The sequence below is a fragment of the Escherichia sp. WS1152 genome (assembly GCF_046487665.1).
Taxonomy (GTDB): domain Bacteria; phylum Pseudomonadota; class Gammaproteobacteria; order Enterobacterales; family Enterobacteriaceae; genus Escherichia; species Escherichia coli.
Genome location: NZ_JBJQJA010000001.1, coordinates 774,351 through 792,232, shown reverse-complemented (window position 1 = coordinate 792,232; position 17,882 = coordinate 774,351). Strand labels below are relative to the sequence as shown.

General features: G+C 48.4%; 10 protein-coding genes. All 10 read right to left on the bottom strand.

Annotated elements, in window-relative coordinates:
• Positions 1-46: 46 nt before the first annotated feature.
• Positions 47-1,363 carry a phosphatase PAP2/dual specificity phosphatase family protein gene (locus ACJHW7_RS03825; RefSeq protein WP_021556768.1) on the bottom strand — a complete coding sequence of 439 codons (1,317 nt, stop codon included), beginning with the start codon at positions 1,361-1,363 and terminating at the stop codon, positions 47-49.
• Positions 1,353-3,110: a bifunctional alpha/beta hydrolase/class I SAM-dependent methyltransferase gene (locus tag ACJHW7_RS03820; RefSeq protein ID WP_021556767.1), complete on the bottom strand. Its 1,758-nt coding sequence runs from the start codon at positions 3,108-3,110 to the stop codon at positions 1,353-1,355. Before ACJHW7_RS03820 ends, ACJHW7_RS03825 begins: the two co-directional genes overlap by 11 nt.
• Before the next feature lie 15 nt (positions 3,111-3,125).
• On the bottom strand, positions 3,126-4,022 hold the full coding sequence (locus ACJHW7_RS03815; RefSeq protein WP_021556766.1) for a phosphatidate cytidylyltransferase: 897 nt from the start codon (positions 4,020-4,022) through the stop codon (positions 3,126-3,128).
• Complete coding sequence (locus ACJHW7_RS03810; RefSeq protein ID WP_000177502.1) at positions 4,022-4,627, bottom strand: CDP-alcohol phosphatidyltransferase family protein; 606 nt, start codon at positions 4,625-4,627, stop codon at positions 4,022-4,024. Before ACJHW7_RS03810 ends, ACJHW7_RS03815 begins: the two co-directional genes overlap by 1 nt.
• 169 nt (positions 4,628-4,796) lie before the next feature.
• Complete coding sequence (locus tag ACJHW7_RS03805; protein WP_000476131.1) at positions 4,797-7,103, bottom strand: DUF2773 domain-containing bactofilin; 2,307 nt, start codon at positions 7,101-7,103, stop codon at positions 4,797-4,799.
• Positions 7,104-7,166: 63 nt separating this feature from the next.
• Positions 7,167-8,027: a pyridoxine 4-dehydrogenase gene (gene pdxI / locus ACJHW7_RS03800; protein ID WP_000097791.1), complete on the bottom strand. Its 861-nt coding sequence runs from the start codon at positions 8,025-8,027 to the stop codon at positions 7,167-7,169.
• A 219-nt stretch (positions 8,028-8,246) separates the two neighbouring features.
• The gene (locus ACJHW7_RS03795; RefSeq protein WP_065311097.1) at positions 8,247-14,141 is read right to left on the bottom strand and encodes an autotransporter domain-containing protein; all 5,895 of its coding nucleotides are present in this window, start codon (positions 14,139-14,141) and stop codon (positions 8,247-8,249) included.
• A 407-nt stretch (positions 14,142-14,548) separates the two neighbouring features.
• Entirely contained in the window at positions 14,549-14,872 is a 324-nt protein-coding gene (locus ACJHW7_RS03790) for a YdbL family protein (RefSeq protein ID WP_000831640.1), read from the bottom strand.
• 7 nt (positions 14,873-14,879) lie between these two features.
• Entirely contained in the window at positions 14,880-15,065 is a 186-nt protein-coding gene (locus ACJHW7_RS03785) for a YnbE family lipoprotein (RefSeq protein ID WP_000706310.1), read from the bottom strand.
• A complete protein-coding gene (locus ACJHW7_RS03780) occupies positions 15,062-17,701 on the bottom strand; it encodes a YdbH family protein (RefSeq protein ID WP_040234700.1) in 2,640 nt (879 codons plus the stop codon). The genes ACJHW7_RS03785 and ACJHW7_RS03780 overlap by 4 nt, the downstream gene beginning before the upstream one ends.
• Positions 17,702-17,882 lie beyond the last annotated feature (181 nt).

Here is a 17,882-nt window from a genome sequence, read left to right as displayed (position 1 = left end):
CGGTCTTGATGTGGACTGTAGATATTCAGTCCACATCTCAATCCACTTACCTGTTTTCCCACAATCTCAGCATCGCTTTGTGTTCGTCTGTCAGCACAATCTGCGGGCGTCTGGCTCGAATATAGCTAATCGCTTCATTAACGGTTTTACAGTGTCCGTAACATAACAACCATGCCGCCACCACCAGCGCACCGCGCGATAATCCCAATGCACAATGGACCAGAACGCTGCCTTGCTCTTCGCGTAATGTTTCCAGCATCGCCACGGCCTGTCGGAGTTCCCTCTCTTCCGGAACCACCAGATCCAACATCGGTACACAGAAATAGAGTCGATCTTTTGTCTCTCGTCCTCGAGGGAATTCAAAGGTGACGTCCAGAACCGCATTCTGTGCCGGAATATGTCGTGGAAACGCCCCTAAATAAACACCAGCAGTCATTTTGCTCACCGGCTCCAGGCGACGACAAAACCAACGCATAGATAGCCACATCCCGATACGCCAGGGCAATGTCAGCCAGTAAACGGCGGGCGGGAGTTTCCCCTGACTATCTTTCCCTGTTGTTATCGCGCCAAGCCCACCGTACCCACGGCCAATAATGAGTAGCGATAATACTGGCCAACATAACCAGACTGACCACCATAACTGAACCATCATCATTAGCTCCATCAACACAATGCACGCGCACGCGCCTACGACATATGGCAGTGCTATTTTGATTCGACGTTGATCAGGTTTCTGATAATTCCAACGACGGTCGACGGGTACCATCCAGTCAATCAACATACCTACCGCCAGCCCTGTGATGACATCAATAAAATGATGCTGCCAGGTTGTCAGCGTCGAAATGGCGATGAGTAAAAACCATCCGCCGCAGACTTTACGCCACTTCACAGCCAGATGCTGACGAAAGTGACGCCAAAGTAGCCAGCAGAGAATAATATGCAGCGAAGGAGACTGGTTATAGGGCAGATCAAACAGTTCAAGTTGCGAAAATAGCCATCCTGTCACCCCACTCACTTCAGGACGGATAAAGCTAAACTTCAGCGGGTAGAGAAAAAAACCGCAGCAGGTCATTACCGTTGCCAGAATAAGCCGGTGGACAAGTCGGCGCTGTTCGAATGTCGAGCTACAAACGAACAGCGAAAATCCATATAAAAGATCCAGACTCCAGTAAGGAACAATAGTCCAGGGAAGAAAAGGGATCGCCGTTTCCCAACCGAATACCTGACTGGGGATATCATGGCTGTTAAGGTCCTGAACCGCGGTGAACTGATTAAGAGATCCATAGGTGAAGAAGAAAAACGGGGACAGCAACAATAACCAGCCAGCGCCTTGTAGCAATACGTTCCGACGTTCAGTTATCACGACGCACCGCCATCGAAACCGTAAAAATACCCCACTCATCAATCCGTTGTGTGCATTTATCAAATCCGGCATCACGCACGAGTGAATCCATCTCCCCTTGCGAACGCACGCGCATTACCCACGGTTTACCATCTTTATGACTGGTTAACACCCCGGCAATCAGCTCCAGTTGTGGGTGCCACGGCTGCCCGGTGTAGAGGAGAATGCCGCCCGGTTCGATGGCATTGGCAAGACCTGCGAGTGAGTTTTTTACCTGCTCATTTTCGGGAAAAAGCTCATACAGGCCAGAGACAATCGCCAGCGTAGGCCGCGGAGTTAACGCGCTGAGTTCCTCTGGGTTAAACGCATCGCCCTGTTCAAAACGCACCCGCCCAGACATTCCCCGTTGAGCAATCATCTCTTGCCCCTGTGCAACATTTAACTCGCTGTAATCACGTAACAAAATATCGCTTACGGCAGGCTCGTTTGCCAGCGCATCCAGTACATAGCGCCCATGCCCTGCGGCAATGTCAACCACGCGGACGGCTAAACCTTTGGCGTGGAGATCGGCAACGGCTTGTTTAATCAGTATTTGTAAATGGGTTTTGCGCTGGCGAATACCGCGCCAGCCAACACTGTTCAGGTAGATTTTGTCGATTAAGCGCCCGAATGCGTTACTACCTTGCGGTTGATTTTGATAGACATAATCCAGCGAACTGCCTGAATCAAAGCCGGTGCTCATTCCGAGATGCAGGCCCGCAGAGTGCGCCCCGAACAATTTCATCGCTTTACGCATAAAGCGATACGCCAAATCAACCGGCGATAATGGCACGGGTCCACCTGAAAGGAGCCGCCAGCGATCCGCTGATGGTCCAGTGCGGTCTTCATGCTGATAATCAAATTTTTGTGATTTGTTAGCATATAAGCGACTAATAAAGCTTTGCATTTTTTCAAATGCCAGCGCCCTGTTCTCTTCACCCAACGTGTCGTGATAAAAGCCTGGCAGCAGATGCAGCTCTTTGAGAGGGCTACGTAAACGCTGATAAAAATCGATCTGCGGTTGGCGATGCACCACATAGTCATCGCCTGATATCAGAAGTTGCGTGGGGAGCGTAATCGCCGCCGCATCGCTAACAATACGTTCAGACGTTTTATAGAGATCGAGCAAGATATTGACGGCAATCGCCCGTGTGATCAGCGGATCATTATTGAAACTCGCCACCCGTTGCCGATCGTGGGTCAAATAGCGTCCTTGCACATAGGAATTAATAAAAAACAGACCACGCAGACGATGCCATAACGCCAGCGCAGGACGCGCCAGCGGCACATACAATTTAACCTTAAAGGCCGGAGAAGCCAGCAGCAGCCCGCGAATTGCAGGCGCATAATCATGAACCCATGTGGCAACCAGCACTGCGCCGACGCTCTGCGCGATCACTACCACCTCTTCCAGCCCAACCTGGCTGTCGCTGGCAGCAAAACGGACAAATTCATCGACATCCCGCACTGAACGCGCAAGAGATGGGCTATAACCACGCGGCCCCGAAGTTTTTCCATGCCCTCGGGCATCCCATGCATAAAAAGCAGTATCTGGCATCGCCAGTTCATCAACGAGATGTTGTAGACGACCAGAATGTTCATGACCGCGATGAAATAAGACGATGACCTTTTTCGCCCCGGACTGTAAAGCGGGCCAGTGCCGATAAAACAACGCTGTATTATCACTGGTGGTAAAAAAATGTTCCCCAGGGATGCGTGAATTTTCCATTTTCTCTATTTTCCTTCAGTAACAGCAGTAGCGAATAAAATAAAAAAATACCGGAGCGGTGAAAATTAATGAGTCAATCCTGTCAAGGAGTCCGCCATGTCCTGGTAATAGTTTTCCGCTATCTTTAACACTAATATCTCGTTTGATGGCTGACATCACTACATCGCCGCAAAAACCACTAATACCAATTAACAAACCCGCTAATAATGCCTGTAATGTATTTAGCGGTGTCAGCAACGGTCCAATAATAAGTGACGCAATCATGGTGGTGATTACGCCCCCCACCAGACCTTCCAGCGTTTTTCCCGGGCTGACTTTGGGGACCACTTTTCTTCTGCCGCAGGATTTCCCCCATAAATACTGTGCAATATCGTTTGACTCTGTTGTCGCCAAAAGAAATAACACCAGTAACGCCCCGCCCTGGGTATTTGTGGTTGGCAACATTAATAACCAGGCGGCATGACTCAAGGCGAAAACGGTCATTATCCAGCCCCAAAAAATGGCGCTCACGGTATGCAGAAAACCGGAGGTATCACCTACTAAAACTCGCCAGGTGGTTAATATCAGAAACCCAGCCAAAGGTATAAATAACAGAAACAGCTCAAAGCAATTAAAACCGATAAGCAAATAGTTAAGAGGAATAACCCAATATAACCAACGCGGAAAATGTACGGATATAAGCGTACAATATTCTTTCAATGCCAGAAAACTTATCAGCGCAAAAAACGTCAACGTCATCCAGCGTGGACCTGAAATCACCAGTGAAAAACAAATGACGATACCCCACCAGGTACGAATACGTAATGTAACTTCATCCTCTTTTCTCTCCGGTAACCGCCATACCCGAAAACGGTTTATCAGCGTTGCTAAAATTAACAACGCGAAAAGTGTTGCCAGAGATTTTTCCAGCATTATCTTTCAGCACTCATCAGGAGCACACTCCGACAACGATTAATCGCAGTCCAGATAAGCAGAATTGAAGCAATGCCCCATAAAAGATTATTCCATTGCATCCACTGTGGATAAATGGCAACGGCCAGCCCCCACAACCCAAATATTAACGCACGATCGCTTTTGCCGAATGGACCGGCATAACTGCGAATACCGTTAATCGTCTGCGCGAGTAAACCGCAAAACTCAGTCAATATGGTGAAAAATAACATGAGTATTACGAGTGATGCGTTACTTTCTGGTAAAAATAAAAACGGTAAATAGAGCGCAATATCGGAAATAACATCGCCAGTTTCATTCAAAATCGCCCCCAGACGTGTTTGCAGATTGCACTCACGCGCCAACATGCCATCCAGCGCATTGAGTGCCATACGGATAAAAAGCACGATGGGCAATAGCAAAAAGAGGATGGGTTGTGCGACCAACATCAACAGCAATCCGGTAATAAGAGAAAGCGCCAGTGCAGCAAGAGTGATGTGATTCGCTGTAACATGGTGCTTATAAAGCCAAAACATCGTCGGCCTTAACAGCGACTGAAAGAGCGGTTTTATCTGGTAGAGCGTCATTATCAATCCTTGATAATTCGGTTTGCGCTATGGTGCATCAATTCCCCTGACGGAGATATCGCAACACGACGCTTCATTAAAAATTCAGAATATATCAAGGTATTGGGGACTCACTGTCAGGAATGATTATCCCAATAAATCAAGTGGTTAAAAATTATTACGCTGTTATTCAATACAACTCATCAAGTTTTCTCATCGCTTGTTCCCGTATTGCGCGCGTCTTACCGTTAAGCGCCAGCTGGCGAACTAAATCCAGTTCAGGGTTAACAAGCTCTAACGCCAGCAAAGGATCACGTTTCAGCCTCGCCTTTAATACATCAACTGGAAAACGGGGATTATTCATCGCCACAATCCACCACTCGGGATCAATTTCTGCCGCCAGTACTGCAGGCGGTGTGTGGCGGTTGTTAAGTGCGCCGAACTTGAAAAATGTGAGATTGCTTTTCGCCAGTGTACTCCACCATATACGATCCGGTTGTTTTGCCAGTACATCCAGTTGTGCTAACGCATCGGGGTCTAGTGCATAATAAACACGTAACGCTTCGTTAACCTGCGCACGGGAACTGTTTTCCTGCCTCAGAAAAAACTTCGCCCAAATATCATTGCGTGGCGTGTTTTGCTGTAATTCCTTGAGAACAACAGCGGGTAAATTATCCCAACTAATTAATGCTCTCTCTAAAAAGTCCCAGTCGTCCGAACGTATCAGAGAGGTGGCATTTAATAGCATCTGGTCATCAACTTCACCGTAGCTGATAAGCTCAGACAAAATCATATCAGCGCTGGTTTCATATGCATCTGAATCTGCTTTGGGATTATTTTTCCGATGCGATAAAGCACGTTGCCAAATTTTTTGTTTCATCGACGTGCTCAGATACTGATTTTTCGCCAGATTACTCCACCCCTCAGGATCGTTGAAACGTGTCAATAACCGTTGTAAAGCAGCGTCAGAGTGAATTATCTGCATATCCCGACAGCAAAAGTAGGCAGGGGATTTTTTCTCCATCCTTTTAACAAAATTAAACTGTAAGTTATCTGGCAACGCTAAAAATAACGCACCTATTAGATCATCGTCATTCTCGAATTTTTGGTATAAATATACTGCTATTTTGTCACTCTCTTGTGGCGTCATCCGCAACAATTGACCATGGTGTTTCATCTCTGCCAGCTTTAACGCTAAGCTTGTGACAACATCGTTTGATGAATCGTTCGCCAACTGCATTGCCTGATTGTAGGTGAGTTGTCCTCCAGCACCGACCTGACGAATAGAGGAATCATCACTGCGGATATAGCCATCAATAATGGATTCGGGCAATAACCACGCATCTTTATAAAGCTCCTGAATGATCATATCCCAATCTCTTTTCGCCAGAGTCATGACGATATCCAGAGGGAGATTTTCACGTAGCGCAAGATTCAACGGACCGACACCATCAGGTAGATGACTCATTCGCGTCATTATTTCGACAGAGAGCGGTTCACGGTCGAGCAACCCCAGAACAACAGGCTGGTAACCCAATTGCTGATCGGTCAACTCCAGAATCTCATTGTCAGGCATATATCTCGCCATACTTGCAATCGTTTGTCCATCATTGCTATTAATAAGTTGTTTGCGTAGGTTAGCTGAAATTCCTTTAAGCCTTGGGAGAGTTCGCATTATGGCAAGATCAAATGTCGCAATATCTCGTCCTTCAAATGCAGCAACGTTGCCTTCATCCAGCATTTGCAATTCCTGCACTAACTCAGGAGAAGGCTTAGGGCGAAACAGCGCTTCTTTTTTCATCTGATTACAGACATTCCCTGCCATGCGAATATTGCTTCGCTTAAAAATTTCTTTCAGAGCATCTTCATCATTTATTAGACCCCAATAATATGCATCAGGATTTATTATCTTCAACGCTTTTTTGACATTTTCAGTGTCATTTTTATCACTCGCACGGACCATGAATTCACTATTTGTCGAAGACGCAACAACAGGTGCAATTATGTCATTGATAAATATCCCACGCGCATTAATACTCCCCTTAATCGTAGACGGATTATCGTAATATGAGTCGATAAATACCAGTCCACTTGCATTTATCGAACCGGTAATTAACAGTGGTGAATCCGTAACTATATTCGTTGCCGTCACGTTACCGAGAATAACCCATGGATTAGAAAGAGAGAAAGTGGAAATATTACCTTTGACTGTCAAATTGCCAAGAACAATCAATTTTTGATTACTCTCTATATTACCTTCTACCACTAAATCGCCACGATGCACTTTCCAGTCCGATGCAGATAAACCGAAGGGGACAAGATTCACGCTACTGTTGATAGCTTGTTCAACTTGTTGTTTATCTTCAGCGGTAGCCGCAGAAAAAAATGGTTCAATATCAACTGCATTTGCAACACATCGAAGTTCCGCCTGTACTGGAAGACTCAGCATAAACAGGGGGAGTAAACCTATCCAGCTGCAAATCCTGGGCTTAAACATATGCACTCCATGCCATTAAAAAAGAAACAAAAGGGAAATGCATCTTTCCCTTTTGTATATTCGTTATTCTCGCGAAATACCATCCAACGTAGACAACACTTCCTCAGAAAGATGCAATTTTTCAGCAGCCATATTCTCCCGTAAATGCGCAACAGAAGACGTCCCTGGGATCAGCAAAATATTCGGTGAACGTTGTAACAGCCACGCCAGCGCCACCTGCATTGGTGTTGCACCCAGGCTCGCAGCAACATCGGAAAGCGTGGAAGATTGCAGCGGCGTAAAGCCCCCGAGCGGAAAGAACGGCACGTAGGCAATGCCGTCACGAGCCAAAGCTTCAATCATTGCGTCATCAGCACGATGAGCAATGTTGTATTCGTTCTGCACACAGACGATTTCGGCAATCTTGCGCGCCTCTGCAACCTGCGTCGGTGTGACGTTGCTCAGGCCAATATGTTTTACCAGGCCTTGTTGTTGCATCTCTGCCAGCACGGTCAGGCTGGCTTCAATCGATCCTTCCGCCGGGCCATGACCATCCCCCATCATCACGCGCAGGTTAACCACATCCAGTATGTCCAGGCCGAGATTACGTAGATTATCGTGTACCGCTTTTTGCAGCTCTGCCGGAGAAAATGCGGGCAACCAGGATGCGTCCTCTCCACGCCGCGCACCAATTTTAGTGACAATTGTCAGATCGTCAGAGTAAGGATAAAGCGCTTCGCGGATAATCTGATTGGTGACGTGCGGACCATAAAAGTCGCTGGTATCAATGTGATTGACGCCCAATGCCAGCGCCTCACGCAGCACGGTTATAGCGACGTGGCGATCTCTTGGGGGGCCAAAAACCCCAGGACCTGCCAGTTGCATCGCGCCATAACCAAGACGGTTAACGGATTTTGTACCGAGAGTAAATGTATTGCTGCTCATCGCACCCTGCCCTGTAATAAAACGGATTAAGAAAAATCAGTATAGAAACGAAAAGAGATAAATAATGCGAAGGCGTAAACAAGATTTCTGGATGAGTAGCACTATTGTCCTGAAAGACACCAAAACATTAGACAGCAAAAGATAAGTCAAGCGTCGCATCCGGCAATAAAAAACCGCAACCTGTATCAGCGTTGCGGTTTGTGTATCACATGCTAAAAATTAGAACGTTTTCTTAAAGTTCAGCATCACGCCTTTGTCGCTGATGCCGTCCTCTTTCCAGTGATACGCATCCAGATTCAGCGAACTTTCTTTGCTACTGTACTTCACGCCGACGCTCGCCAGGCTGTTGATACCGCCGCCCTTCTGACCGTCATCGACGTTAAAGTGCTGGCTGCCTGCCCCTGCAAGGCTTGCCGTGCGCTGGCTCTTGCTGTAGCTCAGGTTCGGCCCGCCTTCCAGCGTCGCATTCGCGCTCCAGCCGCCTTTCCCTGCGTAGTCCAGTTTCAGCCCGACGATGCTGTCCACCGCCGTTTCGCTGCCACTGTTCATATTCAGGTTAAAGTCTCCGGCATTGCGCTCCTGATAGCCACCTTCCAGTGTGTGACGCAGTTTTACACCCGCATATGGCGTAACCTTCAGTCCTTCGCTCGGTTCGAAAGTCTTCGCCCCTTCGCTGCGGAACTCCAGGTACTGCTGCTTCACGTCGGTATCAGCCGTTTTGTTTGTGTTGCTAAATGCAATCGAACGGCTACTGTCAAGGTTGTGAACGTCATAACGCAATGCGTTATTCCAGTTCATGCCGTTGTCGAAGGACATCTGGTGCTTCAGGCCAAAGAACTGGCTATAACCACCTGTGACGCCATTATCACCCGCTTTCTGCGCACCATCACCATCGAGACGAGCGATACCGTACTCCAGACTCATCGTCTGGCTTTCGCTCAGGTCGATGGTTTTACGCAATGCCAGCATGTCGTATTCGGTATTATTACCTAACTCGGCACGTGGATCGCCTTTCGCAACAACGTTGAACGCCAGACCGTTACCCACCTTCGGCGCGGCATCCGCCAGCATGCTGAAGCGGTTGCTTAACACACGCGCTTCACGGAATACCGTGGTCGCCTGGCTACCGCTCACCTGCTTCAGGGCGCTATTCAGTTCAGCAGTGGTGCCCACGTTCAGGCTGGTATACAGCTCGTTATTGGTGTAACCCGCATCCAGTGCCTTCGCCACATCGTTCACCGAAGCATCGGTCGCCACATCGGTGTAGGCGTTTTTGCTCATGATGACGTCAACGTTGCCGCTGGCATCGGTGCTGCCTTTGGCGGTCCATACCACGGACGTTGAGGTGATGGCATCGGCGTCGGTCAGGTTGATGCCTTCCACCACGTTGTCGAAACTGACCGTGGTGTCTGCCGTACCGGCGGCGAAACCGGTGTTGATCCCGACACCATTCATGCTGGCGTTGTTAACCTTCAGTTTACCGGCGCTGCCGTCAACGTTGGTACCGACGATATAGCCGTTGAGGTTGTTACTGCTGCCATCGCTACTACCGCTATCAGTCGTTTCACTGAAAGGTGAAGTGGTGTAAGTGTTTGGCATGTCCGGCAACGTGTAGTCGGTGTAATGCACTTCGGTATTGTTACCGCTGTTGCCGTTCACCCCTTCCACATTCACGCTGTCGCCCTGCTTAATCAACCCCGAACCAGTCACGCCGTCGGCAATCACCACCGTACCGTTGTTAACGATATGACCTTCTGTGCCCAGTACGCTGAACGCAAACGAGTCGTTAGCAAAAATATTGATCGTGCCGTTGTTCTCAATTACCGCATCGGCGGTGGCATTGGCATCCAGTTGCATACCAGTCAATCCGGTATCGGTGGTGCCTTCGGTGCCGAGATTGATAACGCCGTTGTTAACCAGTTGTGCGTTTTTATCACCTTCCATCGCCACGGCATTGTTGCCGCTGATGTTCATCACGCCATCGTTGAGGGCAACATAGTTGTTGTGGGTGAATTTAACTGCGCTGGCGTTGTCTTTATCGAAGTTAATCACCCCGCCATCCTGGTTCCACAGGAAGGCATCGCTTTCTGTCGCACCAGCGGTACTTACCGCCACAGTGACTTTCGCATCCACCACGCCCTTGTTAATAAACTGGCTGGCGCCGTCGTCATAGTGAATAGCGCCCGCGCCAAGTGCGGCATCCAGCGTCATTTCACCGGTGTTATATAACGTGGCGTTAGCATTGCTTCCCTGGAAGCGAATGGCGTTTTTACTGTTATCAAGGATGAGCTTGCCGCTGTTGTTGAACGTTGATTGGTCGTCAATATCCAGCGTCCCGGCATTGTTATTTTCATCCTGATAACCCATTTTCCAGGTCCCCGCGTTATTCACCACCGCAGAGTTATAGAGAATGGCACCTTTACGCGCCTCGCCGCCTGCAAGGTTATTGAATACAGCATCGCCCTGGGCGTTAACGCGCGCCGACGCGATACCGCTGTTATTCACCGTGCCATCGTTAAGCTGTAAGGTTGACAGTGAACCGGTATTATTAATTACCGCGTTGCTGTTTTTCTCAATTTTTACGACGTCATTAAGCGTTCCGTTGTTATTGAAGGTTCCTCCTTCCAGAGTCACCGTGTTCAATACACCTTCATTGGTTAACGCACCGCCTTCATTCACGACGATGGCTGAGCTAATGGTTCCGCTCGACTCGTTAACCAGCGCACCATTTTCGAGTATCCTGATCGTTCCATTTTTAACAGCACCCGCACTGGTGACATCCCCGTTGATAATCGCACCTGACGATAATAATACGGTCTCACCCGCAGAACTTAATACATCGCCATCATCATATAAATCGGCAATATAATTATCCGTTGGATTATATTCATCGGCCCCCTGGCAAACGCCAAAGGTACAAATTGTGCCATAGTTGATAATAAGCCCAGTGCCATCGTTATAGAATGCCTGACCATTTTCCGCGTTAATGTTGATTACGCCTGTCTGGTCATTAATGGCGGTGCCTTCGTGATAAACCGCCATGCCGACGAGTTTATTCACACCGAGAGAATCGTTGTAATTTTCATTTTTCTCCAGGTTGATGGTTCCCTGGTTAATGACCGTATTAGTATTCCCATACGCCGCCATCCCCGCACCGGCGTTGTAGACAGTAATCACACCATTCTCGTGGTTGGTTGCCGTGGCTTTAGTTAATGCCCCATTATAGGCATCGGTACCTGAAGCCATTCCCACACCGAAATCTTTCGCCGTGCTATTTGCAACATTATTACGCAGCGATGTTTCATCATTTTCATCGACCCACAGCGTATCCAGGGTGATTTGCCCTTCGTTATCCGCGGTTGATTTATCGATAGCCAACATCCCCACGCTGCCACGACCATACATCTCAATAATACCCGTTTCGCCGTTCAGAATGGATGACGAGTAGCTGGCAAGCATACCTGTCAGCCCTAATGCCTTGTTATTGAAAGAGGTACCATCAGACAAGTTCCACTCTGCCGGATAATTCAGCACACTGTGCTGATTCATCATTTTGGTGGTCATGGTACCATTGTTAACGCCAATCCCACCGTATTCAACGTCAAAGACTTTTGGTGCCGGGTCGGTACCAAAATCGTACATCGCCAGGCCAATGGATCCGTTATTGATTACCGTTGAATCTTTATTCCAGGCAGCCGCAAAACCGATATTTTTCAGTTCCACTTCACCGTTGTTTGTCGCCTTCGCACCAGAATCAATACTAATGGTGGATAACGCTACACGATAATAATAAGTGAAAGAATCCACATCACTCATATCAAACGTTGCGTCAGCGCCAATCTCCAGCTCCGCGCCATGGCTCAACTGAATGAGATTTTCGAACCCCAGCGGGAACTCGCCGCTGATGGTTGACTCACCATTCAGGTAGACCGAGGAATGCCCATCAACGTTAATAAGCGGTGTGTCTCCGATACCACGACGAGATGCGGCAGGTTTTGAGCCATCATCCATGACATTTTTTTCACCGACAAAATGAACACCGCCATTAAGCGTAAAGGTATTGTCATCGCCAGCAATAACAATACCCGCAATGTGTTCCTGAGCACCGTCGTAACTCGCATAGGAACGCGACGTGGTTTCACTATCAGCAACAACGGTTAACTGACCATCCAGCGTGACGTCGTTGTTGTCACCGCTGATATTTACCCCGGTTGAGGGATTAAAGAAGTAAGGCTGCGCATTATCAGCTTTCTGATCTTTATCAACCAGAATACTGCCCGCTATTTCGATAGTATTACCATCACCCGAAACATTAACACCTGTCGCTTCTTGCCCTGTCACATTCAGCCCATAAGTCGACAGCGTCATGTTGTTATTATCACCAGAGACATCAAGACCGGTGGAGAAATCCCCAACGTCTAACCCGCCCGCAAGTGAAATATTGGCTTTATCGCCTGCAACGCTGATACCGGTTCCGGCGTTGGTCGCGGTAATATCACCAACGTTAACAAATGTCGCATTATTACCGTCGATCTGAATGCCGATTGCATTTTCACCTGTAGCGGCCTGACCAACATTGAGGTCACCCATGTTGATCACGCTGACACCATCACCATCAAGCAGCATGCCGATAGAGTTTTCCTCGACGACCGTAATATTACCTTTGTTGCTGACGAACGTGTTGTTGCCGACAACGTCAATACCGTGCGCACCGCCGCTAACGTATAAGTCGCCTTCCTGTTTGATGATGGCATCGTCACCGACAACTTTCGAGCCAGTGGAATTCGCACCGTCAACGGTCATAGTACCTTTATTATCAACCCGCGCATTATCGCCATTGATAAGGCTACCCGTACCGCCATTGGTGATGGTCGAGTCGCCCGCAGTGTTTAGCTTGGTATTATCGCCATTGATGATTACCGCGGTACCGCCATCAACTTCCGTCTCGCCATTATTGTTAATGGTGATATTGTCGCCGGTGAGTATACCGACAACCGAGCCTTCTCCGATGGCCGTCGTTTTGCCGTCGTTGTTGAGGGTGATGTTGTCACCATCAACCGTCATGACAGTACCGCCATTCAGCGCCGTGTTGCCGCCCTGATCGGTGATGATCGCGTTACCAAACTCAATCGCATTCCCGGTTGTGCCGTCAACAACGACGCCGGCCTCTTTAGTGATGTGGATGAGTCCATCATCGTCGTAACTCCAGGTGATGCCACCTGAGGTATTTACGCCATCAAAGACAACGGTGTTGCTGTCGTCATGGACTGTCCAGGACTTAACTATCGTCTCCTTGCCCTCAGGCGCCGTTAAGGTGTAGCTCCCATCGGCATTTTGGCTGTAGGTAAAGGTGGTTTCGCGAATTTTGACGGTTTTCGCGTCCTGATCCCAGGTTACGTCATTTTTATAGACGACAGGATCGTGTTTAACCGGGGTATCGCCACCATCGTCTGGCGGAACAGGCGTATCACCGCCGTCGTCTGGAACTGGCGTATCACCGCCATCATCTGGTGGAACCGGCGTATCACCGCCGTCATCTGGTGGAACCGGCATATCACCGCCGTCATCTGGCGGAACTGGCGTATCACCGCCGTCATCTGGCGGAACTGGCGTATCACCGCCGTCATCTGGCGGAACCGGCGTATCATCGCCGTCATCTGGCGGAACTGGCGTATCACCGCCGTCATCTGGCGGAACTGGCGTATCACCGCCGTCATCTGGCGGAACCGGCGTATCACCGCCGTCATCTGGCGGAACCGGCGTATCACCGCCGTCGTCTGGCGGAACAGGCGTATCACCGCCATCATCCGGAACTGGGGAGTTATTATGGTGGTGATTGTCATCGTCACTTAAGGTATATATAGCAATTCCCGTAGCTACTGCAGCAAGACCTGCAGCTGCCCATGGTAAAACTGCACTATCTTTATTTTCTCTGCACTCCGCGGATAAATTTTCTAGCTGCTCTTTGCTCAGGGAATGAATATTTGCCGGACATGTTATCTTACTGGACTTACGTGTTTTTTCGGTTGAGTCGGGTATTGAAGTATCCGCAGCCCATGTCTGGCTACTTAACGCCATGGCAACACAAACAGACAATAATTTTTTCCTTTGCATATAAAATTCCTTAGATCTAGACCGTGCGTAACAAGCCATGCAGAATTTGAAGATAAATCGTAGTAAATATTCATAGTGAAATAAGCAATAAAGAAATGCTTATATAATTCACAAAATCAATATTAAAATCAGGCAAGTAAAAGCATACAAAAAAACAGTTGATGGAATTATATTCCACAAAAAACTCACTTCAATCTAAAAATTAACGACAAAAAACAAAAACACACTAATAATTCATTGACGCTGCATATATATTTTGTGATTACATATATATTGGTAATGATTTGTTATTTAAGGGAAGGATATATAAGGTTTTTGTAGAAATACCCACGGTAATTAAGCATGCTAACGTCAGTTTAAATACTGTAAAAGATCATTAATAGATACATTTTGTAGCCAACTATAATTTATTTGCGCAACCATTTACCATTAACTCCCTGAACATATTGCCCCGACTTCGCGCGAGCAACAAGCTTTTGTCCAGCCAGTTTGGCTATCTCTTTAGTGGATACATTATTTTGCTTTGCCAGTTGTTGGTAACTATGGTTACGAGCTTCATTAATATCTTTTACTAATGCCTGTGTTTCGGCATCCGTTTGTAGCGCCACCAGGTAACCGTTAAGCGTTTCACCTACCCGCCCCTGACTTCTGGCTTCGTTCAGGGTTAAAGCCATTGCACTGTCGCTCATCAGGCCAATGGCCCATACAGCTATGAGTAATGTTCTTTTCATCATCACCTCAAAATAGATCGCTACGGGTTTTGAGCAGGTCTTCAACGTCCTTATCCGCTTTAATGATGATTTCATGCTCAATTTTAACGTTCATATTAATGGTGATTGGCTCTTTCGGCGCAGCTACTTCAATGCGAGGCGTGCAACCAACCAACATAAAAGAGGACGCAAACGCGGCTATCACTATTTTCATTGTTTTTCCTCACACTCTTTTCCTGATGGGCAGCCAGTTTCCGGTAGCTGGGCATTCTGCTCCAGCCATAACTGGAGATTATCGCCAAAGCGTAAACTGCGCCATAACGTAAAAATATTCTCTTCATGGTGATAATTAAGGTTTACCGTACCGCTTTTACCATCGACGCGACTGGTGCCCGAAATGTTGGCCTGCATGGTTAACACACCGAGATTATCTAAATTAATCCTTGTTGATGAGCGACTGATTTCCATATAACGCAACCAGTTGATGGCAGTTCCAGCGGTCATATTGTCTTTGGCCACCGCATCTGCAGTGTCTTTATCCAGCCGCAAGGTCATTGGCCCGCTATTTGCCAGCCAACCATCTTTCACTATCCATTTTTCATTGTTCAGCCATAGTGGCAAGGCCCCACTGAATGCCCCGGACATGGCAAATTGTTTCGGATTGACGGCGCTAACCAGTTCGCTGGATGAGAGATTATTCAGCCGCAACAGCGCCGGGTCATGTTGCGGCATACGTAATTGTTTCATCAGCACGTTACCGCCTAACACATCGACGCTAACATCAGTCAACAGCAATGGTTCTTCTTCAGTCCACGGATAACGCCCTTGCAAATCAGCCGTAATATTTTTCGCTGTCACCAGATTAATCACTTCGGCAATTCGCAACGTAACGGGGCCGCGAGTCCCAAGATGCCAGGCTCCATCGGCAAAACGGAAAGGCAGGACAAAATCGACACCGTTAACCTGATTATCTGGCATCCAGGCACTACCGCCTTTCAACACGCCGTGCCCTCCCGCGCGGAATCCTTGTTCAGGCGCAGCAGAAAATGCAACCTGAGCATACAGTTCACCATCGCGTAAGTTCATCTTCCAGTCGGGTGGCACCAGCGGCTGGAATACAGTCAGTGATTGTTTAGGCCACCAGGCGTTACCGCGCAGACGAATACCGTCCCAGCGACCATTTACCCGAACCGGGCCAATCTCACCAGCATGTAAATCGCCTTTAAAGAGGAAATACGTCGGATCGCGCCCATCGACGCTAAACTTTAAGGTTGATGGCGGTAACACACTGCCGCCAGTGAACAGCGTTTGCCCGGCGTCCAGTGACAGCGCGCCGCTGAAGGAGAGATGCTGTGCGTCACGTACCCAGACGACGGGCTTGTCGAGAATTAGTCGCGGCTTTTCTACCGTCATCGTACCGTATTGTAACTGGTCGAAACCGGTGGAGAGGTCGGTCAGCGTAATCGTGCTGTCATGCCACTCACCTTTTCCTGCGACATCCCAGGTGGCATTCATCGGTGTAAAACTGCCTTTTCCCCAGTAGCGCCACTGCCAGCGGCCAGCGTCAGGGAGAAAATCATTCGCCAGCCCATCCATATGCAGCACGAAATCGCCCAGTTCATTTTCATGCGCCTGCAAAATGGCCTGCAAACGTCCGTCAACACCACGTTGGGTGACTTTTACACCCGCTAAAGGCCAGCGGATTTCATCGATGTCCAGCGAATCGATGACTCTTCCCTTTGAACGAAGTAACGCGCCTGGCTCAAAGGTCAGCGTTGGGTCAGACAGACTTCCACTTACCTGCGCAGGTAAACGGGCATATAAAATGAGGTCCGCCTGTTTCGCTTCACCGGTCAGTTGCATAGGCAGCTGGCTGTTATCCATGCTTAATTTTCCTGGGCCAAAATTTAGCACCGCGTTGCCCTTACCCGCTTGCCCCTGGGTCAGCACACTCAGTCGTCCGCTGACCAGAGCGTTCTCAAGCCCTGCCTGCCAGTTGTCGACTTTGACACCCAGTCGGCCACTCAAAGGAAAACCTGCATACGGCCAGCTCCAGCGACCATCGCTTACGGTCAATTGTTGACGCGTAATTTGCCACGGCAAATCGAGCAACGGATCGCCGTTATCCCGTGCCAGCACAATCAATTGCCCGCTATTCTCCTGCCAGTCCAGCTCGGCATCTACCAGTGACGGTTCCTGCGGCAAGTTTAACGTCGCAGTAGCATGACCACTTACAGGAAGTCCATCCGGCACGAGCGGCATAGTAAATTCCCCCACCAGTTTAACCGGCGGCTGATTTTCAAACGCGACGACATCCAGTTCGCTGACTGTAAGTTGTTGCCCTTTCAGCTGGCCTTGAAATTTAACTTTTTCGCCCTGATAACGCAGTTGCTGGATATCGGAGGTTAATGCGAGAGAGAGTTTTCCCTGCCATTCCTGCCAGGGAGAAAAAATCAGTTTATCGATATTGATCCAGGTGTTAGGCAGCATGGACTGCCATTGCGCGAGGGTTTTTGGAGCAGCTGGCGATTGCTCCGTCTGCGGCAATTTCGCCAGACAAGCAGAATCAAGTTCTACCGTGCCGACGTTCAATAACCAGCGGCTGGGATGTGAAAGGCTGGCGTTGGTGATATGCGCAAGCTGACAATCTCCCACCAGATAACGGAGATCGGGAATGATTAAACCTTTACGCGTAATGCGTGGGCTTTCATCTAATGCAATACGTGTCCCGAGCGGTAGCCAGATGCCCGCCAGCGTGGGAACCCACAGCCCGAGCGTCATCAGCAGCGTCAACGGCACAAGAATAATCAGTAATAACAGCGCGAGAACGGCTTTATATTTACCCAGCATGGGTAGTTAATATCCTGATTTAGCGAAAAATTAAGCATTCAATACGGGTATTGTGGCATGTTTAACCGTTCAGTTGAAGGTTGCGCCTACACTAAGCATAGTTGTTGATGAATTTTTCAATATCGCCATAGCTTTCAATTATATTTGAAATTTTGTAAAATATTTTTAGTAGCTTAAATGT